The sequence below is a fragment of the Enterobacter sp. ODB01 genome, from assembly GCF_001623605.1.
In the GTDB taxonomy this organism is placed as follows: domain Bacteria; phylum Pseudomonadota; class Gammaproteobacteria; order Enterobacterales; family Enterobacteriaceae; genus Enterobacter; species Enterobacter kobei.
In genome coordinates this window covers 2,558,212-2,576,864 of the sequence record NZ_CP015227.1, presented here as the reverse complement: position 1 = coordinate 2,576,864, position 18,653 = coordinate 2,558,212, and the positions used below count along the sequence as shown (strand labels likewise).

The following is an 18,653-nucleotide window of genomic DNA, read 5'->3' as shown; positions in this document are numbered from 1 at the left end:
TTTATCCCTTCTCACTCCCCGAGAAAAAACAGCGGTCAACCGAGTAGTATCCAAGGCAACTATTCACGCCAATTTGATATTGCCCATTAATTTTATTTTTACAATGCACGGTCGGAAAAACATATTCATAGGTAAAAGAAACTGAAGGATACATATATTGTTGTATTATTTTCTTTAATAGCTTTTCATTTTCTTTTACTGTGTCAGGATGTTCGATAGGCCCAATTTTAATATGAAAAGATGCATGCATATCCCAGTATTTTTTTCCTAACACCGCGCAAGATTCTAAAGCAAGTGAGCTATGGCCTAATCGCCCCCTTGCAGCAGGTTCAATCTCTATCCACGCCCCCTGAAACGGAAAAATCTCTACCAAGCAATTAAATTCACGCTGTAACAGCCTGACCAGATTTACCAGTGTACGCCGGTTCCATAATGAAGCATTATTCGCTCTAACGAATCCAGTTATAAAACTGTCATGCTGGCTAACACCGGCTACCGCGTTAAATATTGCTGGGTAATGGAAATTATCATCCAGCTCTCTGGCAACAAAAAGATGGCTTTTTTTCCAGATATCAAAGCGCATTGTGTTAATCCGGTGGTTAAAGATATCCAGAAAGTGCTTTATCGCTATATCATTATGACAGGAGATTTGTTCCGCAATCCATTCTGTATAACCATGAGGCAATGCACCATAAGTCCCCAGAAGGCCAAAATCATTGACTATTAATTCAAAATCAGCACCTTCCGTATGCCGTATAGCGGTAAGCTCTTCAACTTCAGTTTCTGTTGCAGTGAGTTTTAGTGACGAATTAAACTGTACTGCATTGACCCGCCAGTCATACAATCGCTGGGGATTCTTTTTGCGCCAGAATTTCAGGATCATCCTGACGGATTGGTAGAAGCGCCTAGTCGTGGGAAGGACAAATTTTTTTACAACCATACCAGATTACCTGCCCGTTTCGGCCAGACAGAGTGAGGTTCATCTTCACTCTCAATATGTATAGTAGTCTGAATAAAACTGTTTACTGGCGCATACTGGCCGACAAACTTTTCCAGAATACTACAAAAAAGATAAAATCCTGCATGTTCTCGGGTCGTTTTATGAAAAGTCAGTGTTAGTGATAATCCTCTGGCAATAGAGAGTGGATCATCCGGATATAATCTTCCGCTGATCGCTATTACCTGCATATCTATTATTAGACTTGTCATGTATGAAAACTGTTGATTACGTTCAATATTATAAACTTCCAGTGCTTTTTTCAATATTTTTACTCCGTCCCCACCACTATACAGAGTTTTATTCAGTGACAGTTGCGAAACAAGGTGCCACTGCTGCTGATTAGTCAGCTGGGGTTGAATGGGTAAGCGCGGACGCATTAATCCACAGATACGGATGCCGGGTAAGTCTATCTGGGATAAAAAATCACCCTCAGGGTTATCTGTTGTCAGTTCAGATATCCCCTGTTTATTAATACAGACCAGTGAGGCAGAAATAATATCAGTCTGTTTATTCAGAGAGAAAGTGTCTGTTTCAGCAAAAGAAAGAAAAGTATTACTGACTTCATCTCCTACCTGCAAAATTTTTTTTCGTGTAGATTGCCAGAGAAGGTCATCTAACTCAGAACAACCTAATAATTTAGAAGAAAAAAGGGGCGCTATACTATACGTTTCAGTAATTCCGTCTTGCTTCCTTTTCAACTCAACATTATTGACAGAATATATTTCATAATTTTCCTTATTACGAACATCAGGATTGAGAAGATACTCATGTATATTCGCATCTGGCGTGATTGGTTCTGAACGTAACGTAAATAGATTTGCCGCGGGTACGCAGTTTAACTTGATATTACTTATGTTACACTGCTGATATATTCCACCTAACTTACTAATAACAAAAGAATTATTAAACTTAACTGTAACTGATATTGGGGACGGTATTTTACTTACGAACAATTCGGGAGGCAGCGGTAGATCAATGAACAGAAAACGCTCCCGAAAAACTGCATAATCACGGATAAGATGATGGACTGGATCAATAGTTAGGTCATCTGCACAGAGATAGTTTTCACTTTCGAAACCCACAGGTTTGATCTTTTCTGAAGAAAAAATCAACTTTTTGTCATGTTGACAATATTCCAAGGTATGGACCTGAGATAATAATGCCTCGTAAAATAACTGGTTGAAATCACTCTCTCCTGCCAGATAGATTCTGAGGGAGGCATCAACAGGCAGTGATGATGCATTGGATAGTAGTGTTAATGATAGCTGCCAGTCATTTTCATAATTCTTAGCAACAAGCGCTACAGATGTTAACTGAATAGGAAGAATCAGTAATGGGTAACATGTTCTAAAACGGCAACCGTCTCCATTGCTTTCCCGGCAGTGAAGCAGAGTATGTCTGGGAACCATCAATACTTTTTGGCGAACAGAAGCACCAGGATTATCGTGGCACTGAACAACCGTGACCGACGGGATCGGACGCACAGCCTGTGGCATCAAGGTTTCCAGAACACCAAGGCTTAATTCAGGTAAGTCTTCATCTATTCGCTGCTGTAACTGCGCAGTTAACAAGGCAAAAGATTCAACCAGCCTCTCAACATGAGGATCTTCAGATTTACCATCAATAAAACCCAGCCTTTTCGCAATGTCTGGAAATTTTTTGCTAAACATTATTCCGTAATGTTTTAATGTATTTAATTCTTTGCTGTAATATTCAAGTAACTTAACAGGAAATGACATTATTTTAGTCTCTAAAACAGAACAATGTGGCCATAAACAATACATTACATTGCCGTTGCAATGATTTTATTAGGCATTACCCTATTATATTCCCGAGTTGATACTGATGCACCGAGATGCAGCAATCACTTACGTCAGCCAAAACTAAAGAAAACGTCACAAACAGGATCCATTTTTAATAACAGGTATAATTAGCTCTTTACATCAAGTGCTCTGCATTTATTCTTACTTTATTAAATAATATAGAAAAAAATTATTACATTTGCAATTGTTTATAGAATCGCATCCAGAGAATAAGAAGAGACACTTGTTTCCCATGAAACAATAAACACAAGGGGATTACCATTAAATAAACCATCAACTCTATAACTGATTTTTTCTGCCGTTACATTGTATCGGGAAATAGTAATATTGCTTAATCTTCTTTCATATAAATACAGAGCCTGGACAATATTTTTAGCCAATTTTTCTGTCATAAGCTCTTTACTTTCTTTTATCATTGAATCCTGAATTATTCTGATCCCATAGTTAAGGACTGATTTCTCAAGAGAAGGAAATTTATTATCCTCTGGTAATAATGGTCGAGATGAAAATAGTAGACACAAATCTACAAACAATGCACATACTGATTCTTTGTATTCTGTATGAGTATTCCTAGGGGAATCGCCTTTATTTTTTAGTCGGTGTAATAATGAAATAGTCATAGTGAGAGCGTGTTAGAAGCTGATCTATAAGGCGACTTCTCTTATTATTCTTACCCTGGACAGTCTTAAATAAATGGGCATGCATTTGAACACCATGTAGGTGTAAAATATATGAATCCAAACCTCGAGCATTTCATGTTCGCTCTGTCATTTTCGCACTGTCCAGGGTAACTCTGTATCATGAATTAGGCTACGTTACTTACCTTTTACCTGAGTGCTTAAATCAGTCAAGTGATAAGTTTCAGCAGACCCGGCTTTTCCTTCTTCATCATAAGGTGTAACTGTAATATGCCCTCCGAGTCCTTTAGCAACAACATTGAAACTAGATAAAGCCTCTCCTCCCATCCCTGAATCGATGCTTGTAATATCAACGTCTGTTAGTTCAATTGACTTTATTGTTTCTACCTGATCATTAATAGACTGGGCATAATTTAAAGTAATTGTGGTTTTTTTCAAACTCGGGCTACTTAGCTGTTTAAATGCATTCGAAAAAGAGGCATCTATACTTCCACCTAATTTTGAACTAGTTCCAACAAAGCGAATAGTATGACAATTATCTGATGAAGATAAATATTGCTGACCATTTTCAAATGTACAGTTTGCTTCTTCAAAAACACAATTATCAATTTGAATTTGATCCTCATACCCTTTAATTTTGTTATTTCCTTTTGCAATTCTCTCAGGAATATTATCCCCTTCAATCTTAACAAACATAAAATGTTGCTGACCGTTTTGACTAGCCATATTTCTATCTCCTTATTTACTTTTATCAAAGTTGTTATTAATATTTAAGTTTGGTTCTTATTAACCTTTTTAGCCACCACTTGCACTATCAGGAAGTTCCGCAACCAACCTCAAAGACATGCTTAAACTTTCCAGTTGAAAATGTGGTCGCAAATAGAGTATTGCCCGATAATTACCTGGTGCGTCGGGCTGTTCGACCACAGTAACCTTAGCATCTCTAAGTGGAAACTTTGCTTTGTATTTTAATGGTGCATCATCCTCACTGAGGATATATTTGTTAATCCATTTCTGCAGATGATTCTGGCATTTAAGCTGAGTAGTAAACCCTCCCAATTTATTTCGCATGATAATTTTTATGTAATGAGCAAAACGTGATATTGCCATAATATACTGCAATTGTACGGCTAAACGCGCATTAGCATTTGCCTGCTCACTGTCATACTGGCGTGGTTTATTCGGTGTATTAACCGAAAAAAACACTCCTTTCTCTGTACCTTTATAATAGACCAGTGGGATAAATCCTAATTCAGCCAGTTCTTTTTCCCGTCGCTCAGTTATAGCAATTTCCGTAGGGCACTGCACAACTCGTTCGCCAGAAATAGATGTATATTTATAGGTTGGCAATGCATCAACTACACCACCTCCCTCAACACCTCTTATAGCAGTACACCAGCCATATTCTTCAAATGCCCGCACCATGACGCCCGCCAGCGAGAAAGCTGCATTTACCCACAGATACTGGTTGCGTTTTCCCTCTATCATTTTCTCTTCGAAGTTAAAGCTCTCTACTGAGACCGTTTTACTACCATAAGGAAGTCGCCCAATGACACTCGGCAATGTGAGCCCGACATAGCAAGAATCTTCAGAATCCCGGAACCGCTTCCAGCGCAAATAGTCAGTACTATTAAATAGTGCTTGCAGATCTCGTGGCTTATGTAAATCCGTATAATCATCCAAGCCCAAAATCCCCGCAGATGCCGAACTCAGAAAAGGGGCATGAGCGGCGGCTGCAACATGTGAAATCTGTTCCAGAAGATACAGATCACCCGGTGTGTTATCAAACAAATAATTTCCCACTAACGCAGAATAAGGTGTTCCACCTAGAGTTCCAAACTCATTCTCATAGACTTTTCTAAATAAAGCTGACTGATCGAAATCAGCGGAGACTTTAAAATCCCGGCTAAGTTCTGCTTTTGTTGCAGTGAATATTTTGATACTTGTACTATCTGATTCTTTATAAGAAAGTAATGTACTTAACCCAGTCCAAGTTGACTCTATTTTCTGAAAATCAGGATGGTGTAAAATAACACTGATCTGTTCCGAAAGTAAATTATCTATAATGCTGATTCTCTCATCAATTCCATTGATGATATCATCAGAAATGACCAGTGTACCATCTGAAATTTCTTGCAAAAATTGGTCCAACTGTTCACGTGCACGGTCACGATCAACTTCATGACGAATAGCTTTGGTATTATCAATCACACTATCCAGTAAACTTACATCATTCTTTAGCCCTGTTGAAGACGTACTGGTTTTTTGTTGAGATGCGGCATTCATGGCTTATCAATTTCCTCTTCTATGGATTTCTTACTCAAATCATCAGCAAAATTTCCTGCATCTTTATTACCTTCTTTTATTGACTCCAGATGCTCACGTAAACGCTCGTTTGACAACACGCGACTTTTTAAATCGCTTAGTTTCCCACGAGCCTCTACCAGATTACGCAATGGTTCAATCTGTTGAGCAATTCTTTCCGGCGAAAAGTCATCCATCGATTTAAATTCAAGATTAACGTTAAGAAGTTCTTCTTCGTTATCGATCAGCTTATTATCGACAATCATAGCCAATGAAAGATTAAGCCCTTGCATAACTGAGCTAAAGTTCTCTTTTGTGATAGAAATAAACTCTCTCTCTTTCAATGGAACATCTGTTTTAGAAAACTCACCAATGACGCCAAGAACAAAAGGTAATTCAGTCTTCTCACTTGACTCCCCTAGTTCCATATCGTAGGTAATATTCACTCGAGGAGAACGATTTTTAGCCAACTTATGTTGTGTGCTCATTCATTTTTTCTCAAATTGTTATTAAAATATTCATACATTGCTGCCTATCACCATCTATTAAGGTGAATAAGGTCTATATTCACATATTTCTGATCATATAGATTTGTGAGAACATAAAAATTTCTGCACAAGATCTTATCATTTGATAATGGAAACAACTAAAAGCCTCAACTATGTTAACGCAACAGAACCGTCACCCCAGCATTGATAGTGAGCTCCAGTAACCTTCAAGCTCTTGTTATATTATTGTATTCCCATGTTTTCGCTTCTCTCTCTTTGAATAATTTCTTCTGTGAAGGAAGTAAAACTGTTCTATCCTTAAATGGATATAGCAGTAAAATAAACCATATTAGTAATCCTATAATTAATGGTCCCCTTAGATTATTCTACCAAATTGTCTAACCCCAATCATATTTAGCCACTTATATGCTAATTGAGATTATTATCAAGAGAAACATTCAAATAAAAACAGCTGATTACAATTCATCATAACCATCCTGCAACCTCATTTACGAGACTATAATTTACCATTTAGCTACATGGTATTGTGAGGAGATACGTGATCTAATCACTATACTTAGCAAATTTTCCTTTTATTCAGTAAAGCCCATTCACTGACATTCCATCCCCATATTTAGCTTCATAAAAAACCTGATGAACATTGCCATAATCCTCGATATCCTCCCAACCTCAGCGCTGGTGGCAACAGGAAAAAGAATCAAATGCAAAATATCAAATAACTTATACTCAACTTTGTCTGACTTGTGAAAATCAGAAAAAGACGATAAAGCCGACTACAATATTATTAAGCCACAAGCGGAAACCTATACAGTAGTACAGAACCTGACGATGGAGTTCTAGTATTCCAATGAATGGCTATGCATAGTACTGCCAAGCTACCGTTCACTGCAGGAATATCTGAGACATCGGCAGACCTAAATAAAAGAGTAGATAATTCTGGAACGATAGGGGGATATCTATGCTCAGATACTTAATTTCATCCATTTCATCCTTGGTTGCACGCTACCGCCCATCGACACACACCAATTCGCATAAGGAGGATAGCACCCATCTCTTTTTCCAAAACTCAGTTCTATTTTATTCTTGATAAAAGAATAATAGTTACGCCTTACAAAATCAATAAAATTTCCAGTTACATAATTATAGATACAACTTCAAAAAAAATTATTATAAACATACAAACCAATGCAATTAGATACATAAAAAACAATGCAAGCCCTAAATTTCATAAGAACTAAAGAACTTTTTAAGTTGACTTGTGCAATCATTAAATACCAACCCATTTCAAATGATTTTTTTCTGTATCATGTACAATCGGTTACCTATTTATTTTAAGCTTATCGTGCTGAACATAGTTAAAAATGGCCTCTAAATAAATCAATGTTTGACGAGGGAGTTTAGAATTGGCGTTCGAGCACCATGCGAATTTGCACTTAATGAAGGAAGGTAAAAAATAAAATCGTCAGGGCATTCCCCTGTCTTATCTACACGTGCGCATTACTAAGCCTTTCAGTTAAATCGGAGCATTAACTAACCACACCATGCAATTTCATCTTGCCATGATGAGTCTCCCGTTTATTGTCAGTATGATTTTTCCGGTGGTATTTAATCCCCCCCCCGTAGTTAATCAGATATATTGTCGCGGAAGATTCTAGACGCTGAGACAGTAGGTAATGAAACCTCTGGCATGAAATTTTAAACTCACGTAAGGTAGACCAAATATTTTCTGCGTCCCTTAATGGCATAACCGTCGATAAAAACCGGATGTGGACCAGTTTTACCAGTGCCAGAAAATTTCTTGTCGTTATTTCATAACGTTTGGCATTGCGATGATATTCTTCCGGTTACCAAAGCAACCCTCAACAACATAGCGATTGCGGTATGTATCTCGATCGGACCCGATCATCCGAAGCCATTTTCTCGTTGTATTTGCGGGGAATGATTATTTTTATAACTATGCTTTTCAGTTCGTTACGTAAAGCATGCCTGAATTGACTTAATCGGTCAGTACCGCATGACCAGTCAGATTCACGCTGCCGTTCTGTCGCTGGACACCAATACCGTCTAGTAGATGTTATGCAAACTGGCTTTCAAAGATTTATCCGGTGTTTAGCACGATTTTTAATGGCAGGCTGCTTCCGTCTGTTAACAGATGGATTTTGGTGGTCAACCACCGCCAAAGCACTTCAGGCTGTTACTTCCGGAGACATTAGGATTTTTTTCGCTTTGGCTGCACTTCTGAACGACCGGATATTACTGCCATCCAGCATCGTTGTTGTCTATTCGACGAAGCCATGAGTGTAAAGAGATGAAAGTAAATTACTGAAAAAAAATGTTAATCACTCACTACTTAGATCATTGATTTAAGCTGTTATATACCATTTTCCATGACCCCTACCGCTCAGGCAAATCGCGCCATGGCGCCCCTGAACATAGCGGTCTGTATATGCCGCTGATTATCATACAATGTTCTGTCCAAGTACGTCCGGCCTGTGGTATTTCAAGTTCTGCAGGTAATAGAAGCTGGATGAGTCCCCAAGCTATCAGGTAGGTCGTAGCGAGCTATAAAAGACACAGTCTGTGTCGTTGAAGTGTAAGCACCTCATTGAGGACGTCTGTTGGTGTATCTTCAGTTCAGGGATAAATGTCTATCACTCGCCGGTGCAGCCGAAACACTGATCGGAATAGCTTATGGCGCTTTTGCACGCCGTTTCGCCTGTGCTACATCATGCGACCGCTGTCGAAGAGGTTTTAAGAGCATATCGTAAAGGTTGCAATATTGCTCATTATTAAGGTCGCTGGGCCGATATGCAGTGACGTGATGATATTTCCGGTTAAGTCTCCATCGAATTTTTGGCATTGCTCAGTCTTGATGAGAATGGTACGAATGCCGGTCAAGCTAACTGCCTGGAAAATATTGTGAAGATGAATTAACTGAAAGCCTATCAACATAGGGGCAGAACATCAGTAGCAATGACAATCCCTGGAACGCCAGCTTCCGGATTAACTCCACGCTGAAAAAAATACCTTCTCAGCGATTTACACCATAGGACGACATCCCTCATCCTCATTTACTTCCATTCACATGATTTATTCATTTACCACGCTAAACCGCGTCATTCTAATATCATTTCCGGGCACCGTTCCTCTCCCCGCTTCCAGATCCATCTGACGTCGGGGTGCAGTTTGTTCACCCGACACGATAAAGGGAAAATACCCCACGCCGGCAGTCAAACCTACCACTGCACTTTCCTTTAACAATCCCTCATGATCATAGGATGATTTAGGGAGCGTTGGACTTTCGCAGCCCGTGGTTGTTCCGGGCATGATGGTGCTAGTCATGCCGGGTGAGCTCTTGCCTCTTGCAGGTAAGTCAGCCAAAAATGCAGCACTGAACGTGGATGAAAACAACGCACTACGGCTGGCATGAATATTCAGTATCCGATCGGCTACCTGCCCCCACGTATGTTCTGAAGGAGGGCTAAAACGAGTATGGGTTCTAACCTGCTGACCAGTAAGACAAGATGTACTGGCCAGTGATACGGTATCATCAAGACATTCACCAAAAAAATTCACACCAGCACGCGCAACAACGTTTGCCCCCACGCTACCCAGGTAAGGTGTCAGAAAATCGGCCCCATACTGCATCCCCTCGTTGACAGCCATCTGGTTAGGAACATAAGCAACCGCACCGATAGCCGCACAGATCCGTCTCTCATGCTCATCCGGGGTCAGATTACTGTCACGACGGAAATAATTCTGAGCAATATCACGCAGGGGGGTATAAATGAAGTTGGCGGCTCCCAGCGCTGCAGCCGCGGAAGACCCCATCCCGCCCACCGCAATCAGTGCTGTCACGCCAGCCCCCGGAAGAATGATACAGGCCATCCTACCCGCTATCGTCCATCGTGTATAAGTATGTGATTGAATATCGTTATAAAGCCCTCCGACCTGCAAAACACAAGGAAGGTATCCTGCCGTAGCCCCAAAGGCCAGTGAAGTTCCACCTTCGGCAATGCGGCTAAATACCACCCGCCGAATAAATTCCCGCAACGCGGTAGGTATCACGACGGAGATGATATTACGGCTAGCAATGGCGCTGGCATTTCCAATCTGCCGACGCAGCCACGTCGAATTATTATCCGGGATGATAATCCCGGCGTTCCCCGGAGCGGGAAGACCGCGTTCCATCATGTCAATGCGTGCGAGCGTAGGAGCTTCATGTCTCTGGGGCATAACTCTTTTCCTTAATTGTTTTGGCTCGGACGAACCCATGAATTTTTAACCTCAATGTCCGTCCAAAAGGTTAGCGGTATTCCAAGATTTGCTATTTACCTTCACCTCATTTTCATGGCGTGCCCGCAGCATAATCCGTCATCACCACGTGATGCGGGCCGGAGGTAATCAAATTTGTCACACAAAAGACATCCAACAAATAACTCGGAAGGCCCATCACCTGATAACCAGGCAAAGATTTAACACAGGAATTAACAACACTAGAGGAGTGAACATCAAATTCCTGATACATAAAGTTCGCTATTGCACACATTATTTCACTTACCAACTCCGGGGGCTTTTAATATCTTGCAATTGCGCTGATTTTTCATTCCACTCATCTGAAAAGGGGTCATATTTTCTTACCTTTACCTGTTCGTTGAACCGAACCCGGGGATGTCTTGAGGCAATCCTCTTAGGGAAGGAGGGGCCGGGCAGAAAAGATAAAACACATGAACGATAAGTATTTAACCCCATACTTACACCTGATGGCAATCCTAATATGAGATGAATTTGACCTAGTTTCCGGCGGTCATACGGAATAAACCCCATTATCTCAAGCGCAAAGGGTATTGATGAATTTATACTGTGTGAATGAACGCTATTTCGATACATTTAAGACACCAATCCTTCGGCGGTCTTGTATTCCCGAATTAGGCCCAGCTGCGTCAGCTGGTTAAAAATATGTACAAGGTCTGAGTTTGTCATGATGTTAATCTTGCCTAAAAGAAGGTAACTAAGGGGGAAATCCGCCCCGGAATTACTGCACACGTATTTGGTTCTTAAAAACCAGATTCTTTTTACTTTCAACACGGGAGACAGCTTCGTCAACATTAAACATGAAATTTAGTGCAAAACAGTCGTTTATTTGCCTTCAGAGGGTGAAAACAAGCCCAACCATAACCTGCGCACTGTACGCCACTCACCATCAGAAGCACTCAAGACGATGAAAGAGGAATAGCTGCCATCACTGCCTGGTCGAGTGTACCAACACCAACCTTCACCAGCAGCGTTTCTATATTGCTGTAGGCAACCACGCGGCGCAGCCGTTGTTCGTCATAAGCCTCTTCCGAACCAGAAAAATTACCGTACCATATTGTCTTATTAAAGCCTTCAACCAACCTGCGTGCGCTGTGTGCCAGCATCAGGCTAGGGCGTGATCTGGGTTTATATAATACCAACCATGCTTGAAGCAGACGCTCAAAGATATCATTAGCCGTTGCCATCGTTGGCAGGCAAAAAAAAGCTCCTGAGCCTTTCCTGCTGCCATCAACCGATATGTAAGAATCAACGCAGCTTCAGTTTCCCCGCCCGTGTTACCTCTTCAAGAACAAATGACTGCGGGCAAGGCTGGCTGATATCAAGTTCCAGCGTAACAGCGTCGTCGGTAAACCCTGACGAGCCCACTGACGTAACCGCGAGTTTTCGCCAGTGCGCTGCCAAACTTCGGTATGAACATAGAGTTGAATATAGATAGTCGGTGGGGATTGCGCGGTGCGGCAATGACAGCGTAAAGCTGAACGCCGCAAGTCGTGAGGAATAGTCATCTGCCTGTTGCGGAAACGCGCGAATATTCGCGGCATAAGCGATGTTCGCAGGTAAGGAATGCTTTACAGAATATCCCAATATTGTGAAAATAAATGGTACAGCTAGTCGAGTGACTAATGGATACTTCACTCAGGGCCCCCCCACCATTAACCAACCGTAGCAATCACTCACGGTAATACTAACCCCGAATCATTTCGATTGAACTGTAGCCATCGTCATTTCAGTAACATTCATATCTGCTGCCGGCAAAAGCGACAGCAAACACCAGCCAGAGTGTTGCTCCCCTGTCGAGTAACACAGCCCCCTCGCATCCAGGACACCGTTCACAACGCGACAGTCGCCAGCCACGATGAAATCAATCGGTGAAGACAACTGACCCTGTGCTGTAAAATGACGCTCTAATTCAGATTTTCTCACCAGCAGCGCGGATACGTCTGCATATTCTGCGTATAACGACTCGGGAACCCACTCCTCATCGGTAACTACCGCATTTACCCAGCCCTGCGCCCTGAGACGTTCAATGGCCTGGGTCAGGCGGAATAATTCCGACTGCTGCGTTACCGGCTCCGTACAGGACTGGTGGAGGTATTCCAGCCGCTTTAACAATCCGGCCGCGGGACCTTTCTGGCGTCCAAGTCGAAGCAGACTGTCTATTTCAGGTGCTACAGAGCGCGGGAACCGCCGTTGCTTTTGCGCCTCAGCAAGCCAGCGTACTAAAAAGGCGTGAATGGTCAAAGGTGTCAGCGCCTGACCATCCTGCTGAGCCAGACGTAAGCCCACCAGCGCACACCATGAAAAATGGGCGAGAGCGGCGAGGGATTCTTCGGGAGGTAATGCGGTGTGATTCTTTTTCATGTGTGAAGTATAACGGGGTTACAGTTCATGGAAAAGCAGGCGAAAGCTCATACCCCTGGGCTGTCTCCTGTTTTCGCGAGCTCATTGAATGCTGTTCATCAGTGACGACTTGCACCATATAAGAACTGAAAGAATTTATAACTGATTGAGTTTTCCGACTCCCGTTGACATAAACAAAAAGTCATTTTCAGAGGAGAGTTGAGATGATTTTTTTACAACGTTTACTGAAAGGCATACTGGCTATTTCGGTGGGGGCTTTCGGGCTTCTTGTCGCCGTCGATAACGTTCTGGATTACAACACTAACTGGCAGTTCGTGCAACATGTCCTGTCGATGGACAGTATGGAGCCCTGGTTTAACGGAAGCACAATTCGTACCCGCGCTATTACCTCGCCATTCTGGCAACAGGCTGGCTACATCACGATTATCACAGGTGAATTTATAACGGGGTTGCTGTGTTCTCTGGGGGACTGGCTCTGCTGTATGGCGCATTCAAAAGTGCTCAGGAAACCATTATCACAGGAAAAAAATTGTTTATCGCCGGTTGTATTCCAGCGGTACTGATCTGGTATACAGGTTTTGCCGTGGCCGGAGGTGAGTATCTTGCCATGTGGGCGAATCAGTGGAACGGGCAAACCAAGGCTTACACATTCATCAGTTTTATTCTGCTGAGTTTAATCTATATTACCCGACCGGAATCAGAATAAAGTTTGCTGGTAATGATTACATCAACTATTCTCCATGGCTATGTCCTCGAATAAAGACATCGACCTGGTCCGGCTTCAGATTGCAGGACCCAGGCCCGGTCCAACCGATTCGCCGCTGAGTATCAATGAGTGTCGATTGCGATACCCTGCATTGACGCTTTACTGGCACCTGTTTACAGAGCAGTGAGGACCTGCACAACCTTTTAGGCATCTATCGCCTGTGGTCTTCCACCTTATCGCCCACACCCTGAGCTGCAGCCAAGCCTACATTAACACGTTCGGTGATAGCGTTCTTTCATATTCAGCGAGAGTGCCGAAAAGATTAAAGAGGAACGAGCCGTATGGCGTTGTTATATCGATGGCTTTAGTCAGTGACTTTAAGGCAAAACCCCAATTTCTCAGATCTTCTATAATTCGGATCAAATGTGAGAGTGAGCAACCAAGCCAATTCAACTTCCAGACTAACAACACATCACCTTCGCGTACCTCTGAAAGACAGTTCTTAAACGCAGGGGATCATCGCGCGCCTGATGCATGCTCCTGATGCAGATGGCGGGGATCTACTCCGACAGCGATCAATAGGTCACACTGCAAAGCAACAGACTAACGTTCATCATTATTTGGTACTCGCATACAGCCAATCAACATGTACGACAAACCTTAAAATTGAGCTTGTCGTACATTGTCTTATTCCGATACTGTTTGTCACGTAAAAATATGGAGTTTATACCATAAATTTTCTCCAACGACAGGAACTGACGGAAAATAGGTCAATTCCATCAGGGTGGAAATCACTTAACAGCGGCCTCCCTTTTTATTCGATAATTGTAGGATTACGATGAGAGATAGTCTGTGCTCTGTATTTTCTGAAGAATTTCAATACATCATTGGCAATCTTATCGGCATTAGCTTTTCTGTTAAATTTAAAATAACTCGCCAGCACCTCCTGATATAACGGAGAATGTCTAAAGCCCGAGGCCGTGATAGCGGGATTCATCACTTCATTGCGTGCTACGGACATGCCAACTGGGTAGACCTCTGAGAAAGTATGATAACCACCGAAGTTCATAAATGCCGCAACAACCAGGGTGATTGCTTCTACTGCTCTGCTATTCTTGTGAATATATATGTTCCCCCCACTTAACATATGTAAAGCTAGTATCACATCCGTCATCCCTCCTGATTGTGCACCGGCAGAAGGGAATCCTGCAAGATTTGCCTGAGTGCCATAAGTGCCATACGCTTGCCAGCGGTTTATTCCTGCCCCATGATGAAATCTCTGATGATTTATCTTGTTCTTAATATCGAAATCTTTGTATGCTGTCGGTAATCTTTTGAATTCTTTCTCAGACAACATATAAGGTCGGTAGCTATCACTAATGGGGGCATTCTGACGGGCTATGGCGTTAATCTGACTATTAGCTTGACCACCACCAGCTAATAATCTTTTCAATTCTTCAGTTTCAATCGTATCGGATGATTCCTGGACCACCTGACCAAAACCAAGACCATGAGTAGCAGCATTAGAATACACCCCATTGACAGGTGAACCATTCAGCAGTGGCATCCTTTCACTTCGAGCACGTGTAATGGGATCATCAAACAATGCTGAGCGAGTTTTGCTTTGAAATTGATAGAAACTTCTTCTTATTTTTTCTGAATTATCAAGTCCAGACTTATCAAATAAGCGTTGCAAAGCGTCAAAGTTAACCGCGTGCCCAGAGGAAAGCAGTTGCCAAATGGTAGTGCCAAATGAACTAATGGCTTTGACTTTGGTGAGCACTCGTTTGAAATTGTATGACTCTGTTATAGCATTCAACTCATTGTACAGCCAGTGTATTACATGATCATTGTTATCTATGGACATCCGACCTATCTGATCTGAACTGAAAGAAAGAGGATTTAGGGTTGTGGTTTTGAAGACCTCTCTTAGAGTTTTCACCATACCGTTAAAAACTACTTCTTGGCCCCCAAATTTATCTGAAGATGTAACTTTACAAATAACCTTACTTAGCTTTTCTGTATACTTGTCCAAATACATACCAATTTCACATGGTTCGTTAATTATATTAATAGAAATAAAAGCTTCCAGTATTTTGTTATGGAATATCAGGTCATTTGTTTTTCCGTTGACGTTGACTCCAGTCGGGCTACTGACCAAATCCCCGGACTGATTGGTTATTCTCTCTAATATATCACCCGTAACTTCATTGATTAAATTTTGTTCGAAATTTAGCTCTCCGTCATTAGCTCGTTTATTTTGACGAATCAGTTTACGAAAACGATACATATCAGCATAAGGCATATATGGCTCCAGTTGATTGAACGGTGTATTACGGTGATTTAGGACACGTTTTGTTAGCGTGATATTGCCATCTTTTTTACTTTATTTCATCAGTTGAGCTAGTTTTCGCTTCTGCTTACCCTTGAGTTATCCACACTAAGCACTTCAATCCAAAGAAATTGAATTTTCATTTGCGGATGTTATTGCAGTAATGACTATGCCCCCATGAGAGAATTGTCCGCCACTTGAAGAGCTGGTCTTTACATTAATTGTCGTTGATACTCCAGACTGAATTAATCCAACCCAGCTTTTACAATCAATAGAACTGGTATCAGCCTTGAGTTTTTATACTAAAGATCCGCATAAATAAAGTTCTAACTTTTAAGTCTGCTTATGGTTTTGAGTTACAGAAAGTAATAACGATACTGAGATAGAACTGTGAAACGCTCCTGTAGGGATAGTAACAGACTCACCATTATTTAGGTAATATGTATCAGTGACTTTCATTCGTTAATCCTTTAATTGTCTAACAATCGCTATTAACTCTGCAAGATGAATCACCATGCCCTCCCAACTTAGCAACGAGGAATCATGTAGAAGAATATAAAAAATGTAACCATTATTTAAAAAAAATTAATGAAAACACATCTGGAATTGTAATTTCCTTTCAGAATTTGCACACTTTATCAACACTCTCATTATGCCCCGGCTGCTGAATGAAAAACGTGCTTTATTTGCTATGGCTCGCGTAGTGAAGTCCAGCGCTCTGGCGACATCTCAGCGCCGAACCGGAAACATAAAGCGCCCTTGCGCAATAAGCATCCCCAGGAGTGAACATTCCATGCCATAGCATTTACCGGGAATATGACCCGCATCGGCCACTTCAGAAATCTGTGGCGATTCGCTCTGCCAACGCAATACAATTCCACTCAGCCAAACAGATACTGAACTGAGAGAAATATCACATTACGGAGAGACCAGACGTTCAAAGAGTCGCCCTCACCTGCCTGAACGGATGATGCAGCCTCCCTGAAGAAGGCCCCGCATTTGCAGGGCTTATTTTACTTTTTTAGCTGCCTGCGAAGAATTTTGCCCACGATCGACTTGGGCAGGCTGTCGCAAAAAACAATTTCCCGGGGCTGTTTATACCTGGTCAGAAACTGACGGCAATGGATGGCCACCAGTTGTTCTGTAAGGGAGAGGTCTTTTCTAACTACCCAGGCCTGTACCCGTTCACCACTTTCTGTGCATGGCACTCCCACAACAGCGCACTCAAGAACACCCGGGTGAAGGCAAATGGCGTCTTCAATCTCATTCGGATAGACATTGAAGCCAGAAACAAGGATCACATCTTTCTTGCGATCCACTATCTTCAGGTATCCGTTTTCGTCCACTCTGACAATATCGCCGGTCGCGAGCCAGCCGTCCCTGAACACATTCTGTGTTTCTTCAGGCTGATTCCAGTAACCAGCCATCACCTGTGGTCCTTTTATCAGTAACTCTCCCTGGAGGCCATTGCGCACATCCAGCCCCTCGGGATCCACCAGGCGGATGTCTGTACCAGGAAGGGGGAGCCCGACGCTACCGTTGTGCTGCTGCAAATCCCAGGGACTGACAGCAACAACCGGAGAACATTCAGAAAGTCCGTATCCTTCCAGTAAAGGACATCCCGTCAGGTTTTCCCATCGCTGTGCAACCCCCTGCTGAACTGCCGCACCGGCCCCAACCGCCATACGCAATGCACCAAAATTAACCGATTCAGATCCGGGATGGTTGAGCAATGTATTAAACAGGGTATTAACACCCGTGATCGCCGTAAACGGTTCCCGCTGAAGCTCAGTGATTAGTTCACCGGGATTTCTGGAGTCCGGAATCAGAACATTGCAGCCGCCCAGTTTAAAAAACAGCATGAAATTTACGGTAAGCGCATAGATATGGCACAGCGGCAACGCCGTTATCACCCGCTCCATACCTTCACGCAACAGAGGAGAAAAATAACATAATGTCTGTTCCAGATTAGCGACCAGGTTACGGTGCAGGAGCATCGCGCCTTTGGGGACTCCAGTTGTACCACCGGTATACTGGAGTAAAGCAAGACTGTCCCCGGTTAAATGAGGGCGATGATAATTTAATTCGGCTCCACGCAGGAGGATGTCAGTAAGCCTCAGCCCCTGAATCGCTCCGGGAGTGTGATTCATTATCCCGGCGAATGAGTCATCTCCCGTCATGAAAGACATATCATCATGCCCGGTAACAACAAGCTGTTCCACGGGACTATCATTGAGTATTTCCCTGGCTATATGTTCCCGGGTCGAAACAACAACCAGAACCCTGGCCCCGCAATCCCTGAGCTGATAAAGAAGTTCTGCTGGTGTATAAAGAGGGTTAACGCATACCCCAACCAGACCGGCCCGCAGCAATCCCGCCAGTACAACCGGAAACTGCAGGATATTCGGCAGCATAATGGCAACGCGTTCCCCCTCTCTGAGCTGGAGATCATTCTGCAACCAGGCAGCAAAAGCGCGACTGAGTTGGTCTAAACGACCAAAGGTCATCACAGTCCCCTGGCATTCGAAAGCCGGTCGGGAGGCATGCTGAATAAAAACGCGCTCAAAAATATCTGGCAGGGTCAGCGAAGCATGCTGCCCACAATACTCCCTTACACCATCCGGATAATTAGCCAGTTCTGGAAATCCCATCCATATCACCTT

Annotated in this window: 11 protein-coding genes and 3 pseudogenes; 1 reads left to right on the top strand and 13 read right to left on the bottom strand. The window is 42.6% G+C overall.

Going from position 1 to position 18,653, the window contains the following annotated elements; translation table 11 throughout:
• Nucleotide 1 precedes the first annotated feature (1 nt).
• The 10 genes and pseudogenes from A4308_RS12250 to A4308_RS21890 form a co-directional block, all read right to left on the bottom strand.
• Nucleotides 2-940, bottom strand: a complete 939-nt coding sequence (locus A4308_RS12250; protein WP_063308564.1) for a type VI secretion system baseplate subunit TssG — start codon at nt 938-940, stop codon at nt 2-4.
• Nucleotides 931-2,739 carry a type VI secretion system baseplate subunit TssF gene (gene tssF, locus A4308_RS12245; RefSeq protein ID WP_197469587.1) on the bottom strand — a complete coding sequence of 603 codons (1,809 nt, stop codon included), beginning with the start codon at nt 2,737-2,739 and terminating at the stop codon, nt 931-933. Before tssF ends, A4308_RS12250 begins: the two co-directional genes overlap by 10 nt.
• Nucleotides 2,740-3,011: 272 nt before the next feature.
• Nucleotides 3,012-3,443 (bottom strand): GPW/gp25 family protein, encoded by a 432-nt coding sequence (locus A4308_RS22450; protein ID WP_156491217.1) that lies wholly within the window; start codon nt 3,441-3,443, stop codon nt 3,012-3,014.
• 195 nt (nt 3,444-3,638) lie between these two features.
• Nucleotides 3,639-4,187: a hypothetical protein gene (locus A4308_RS22445; protein ID WP_156491216.1), complete on the bottom strand. Its 549-nt coding sequence runs from the start codon at nt 4,185-4,187 to the stop codon at nt 3,639-3,641.
• A 69-nt stretch (nt 4,188-4,256) separates the two neighbouring features.
• Nucleotides 4,257-5,747, bottom strand: a complete 1,491-nt coding sequence (tssC, locus tag A4308_RS12235; protein ID WP_082826298.1) for a type VI secretion system contractile sheath large subunit — start codon at nt 5,745-5,747, stop codon at nt 4,257-4,259.
• Nucleotides 5,744-6,253, bottom strand: a complete 510-nt coding sequence (gene tssB, locus A4308_RS12230; RefSeq protein WP_063308561.1) for a type VI secretion system contractile sheath small subunit — start codon at nt 6,251-6,253, stop codon at nt 5,744-5,746. The genes tssC and tssB overlap by 4 nt, the downstream gene beginning before the upstream one ends.
• 1,756 nt (nt 6,254-8,009) lie before the next feature.
• A pseudogene (locus A4308_RS22285) lies at nt 8,010-8,840 on the bottom strand (IS5 family transposase).
• 524 nt (nt 8,841-9,364) lie between these two features.
• Nucleotides 9,365-10,468: a hypothetical protein gene (locus A4308_RS12220; RefSeq protein WP_156491215.1), complete on the bottom strand. Its 1,104-nt coding sequence runs from the start codon at nt 10,466-10,468 to the stop codon at nt 9,365-9,367.
• Between the two features lie 1,034 nt (nt 10,469-11,502).
• Nucleotides 11,503-11,920, bottom strand: a pseudogene (locus A4308_RS22440) (CRISPR-associated helicase/endonuclease Cas3); the annotation flags it as partial.
• A gap of 366 nt (nt 11,921-12,286) precedes the next feature.
• Nucleotides 12,287-12,952: a DUF2913 family protein gene (locus A4308_RS21890; RefSeq protein ID WP_071890842.1), complete on the bottom strand. Its 666-nt coding sequence runs from the start codon at nt 12,950-12,952 to the stop codon at nt 12,287-12,289.
• 203 nt (nt 12,953-13,155) lie between these two features.
• On the opposite strand from A4308_RS21890, the pseudogene A4308_RS21885 reads away from it, so the two are divergent.
• A pseudogene (locus tag A4308_RS21885) lies at nt 13,156-13,658 on the top strand (DUF2165 family protein).
• 264 nt (nt 13,659-13,922) lie between these two features.
• Here A4308_RS21885 and A4308_RS22770 read toward each other — a convergent pair.
• The 3 genes from A4308_RS22770 to A4308_RS12195 form a co-directional block, all read right to left on the bottom strand.
• Nucleotides 13,923-14,129: a recombinase family protein gene (locus tag A4308_RS22770; RefSeq protein ID WP_231867140.1), complete on the bottom strand. Its 207-nt coding sequence runs from the start codon at nt 14,127-14,129 to the stop codon at nt 13,923-13,925.
• A gap of 343 nt (nt 14,130-14,472) precedes the next feature.
• Nucleotides 14,473-15,963 carry a hypothetical protein gene (locus tag A4308_RS12200; protein WP_063308556.1) on the bottom strand — a complete coding sequence of 497 codons (1,491 nt, stop codon included), beginning with the start codon at nt 15,961-15,963 and terminating at the stop codon, nt 14,473-14,475.
• Nucleotides 15,964-17,003: 1,040 nt separating this feature from the next.
• Nucleotides 17,004-18,641, bottom strand: a complete 1,638-nt coding sequence (locus tag A4308_RS12195) for an AMP-binding protein (RefSeq protein WP_063308555.1) — start codon at nt 18,639-18,641, stop codon at nt 17,004-17,006.
• Between the last annotated feature and the right edge of the window lie 12 nt (nt 18,642-18,653).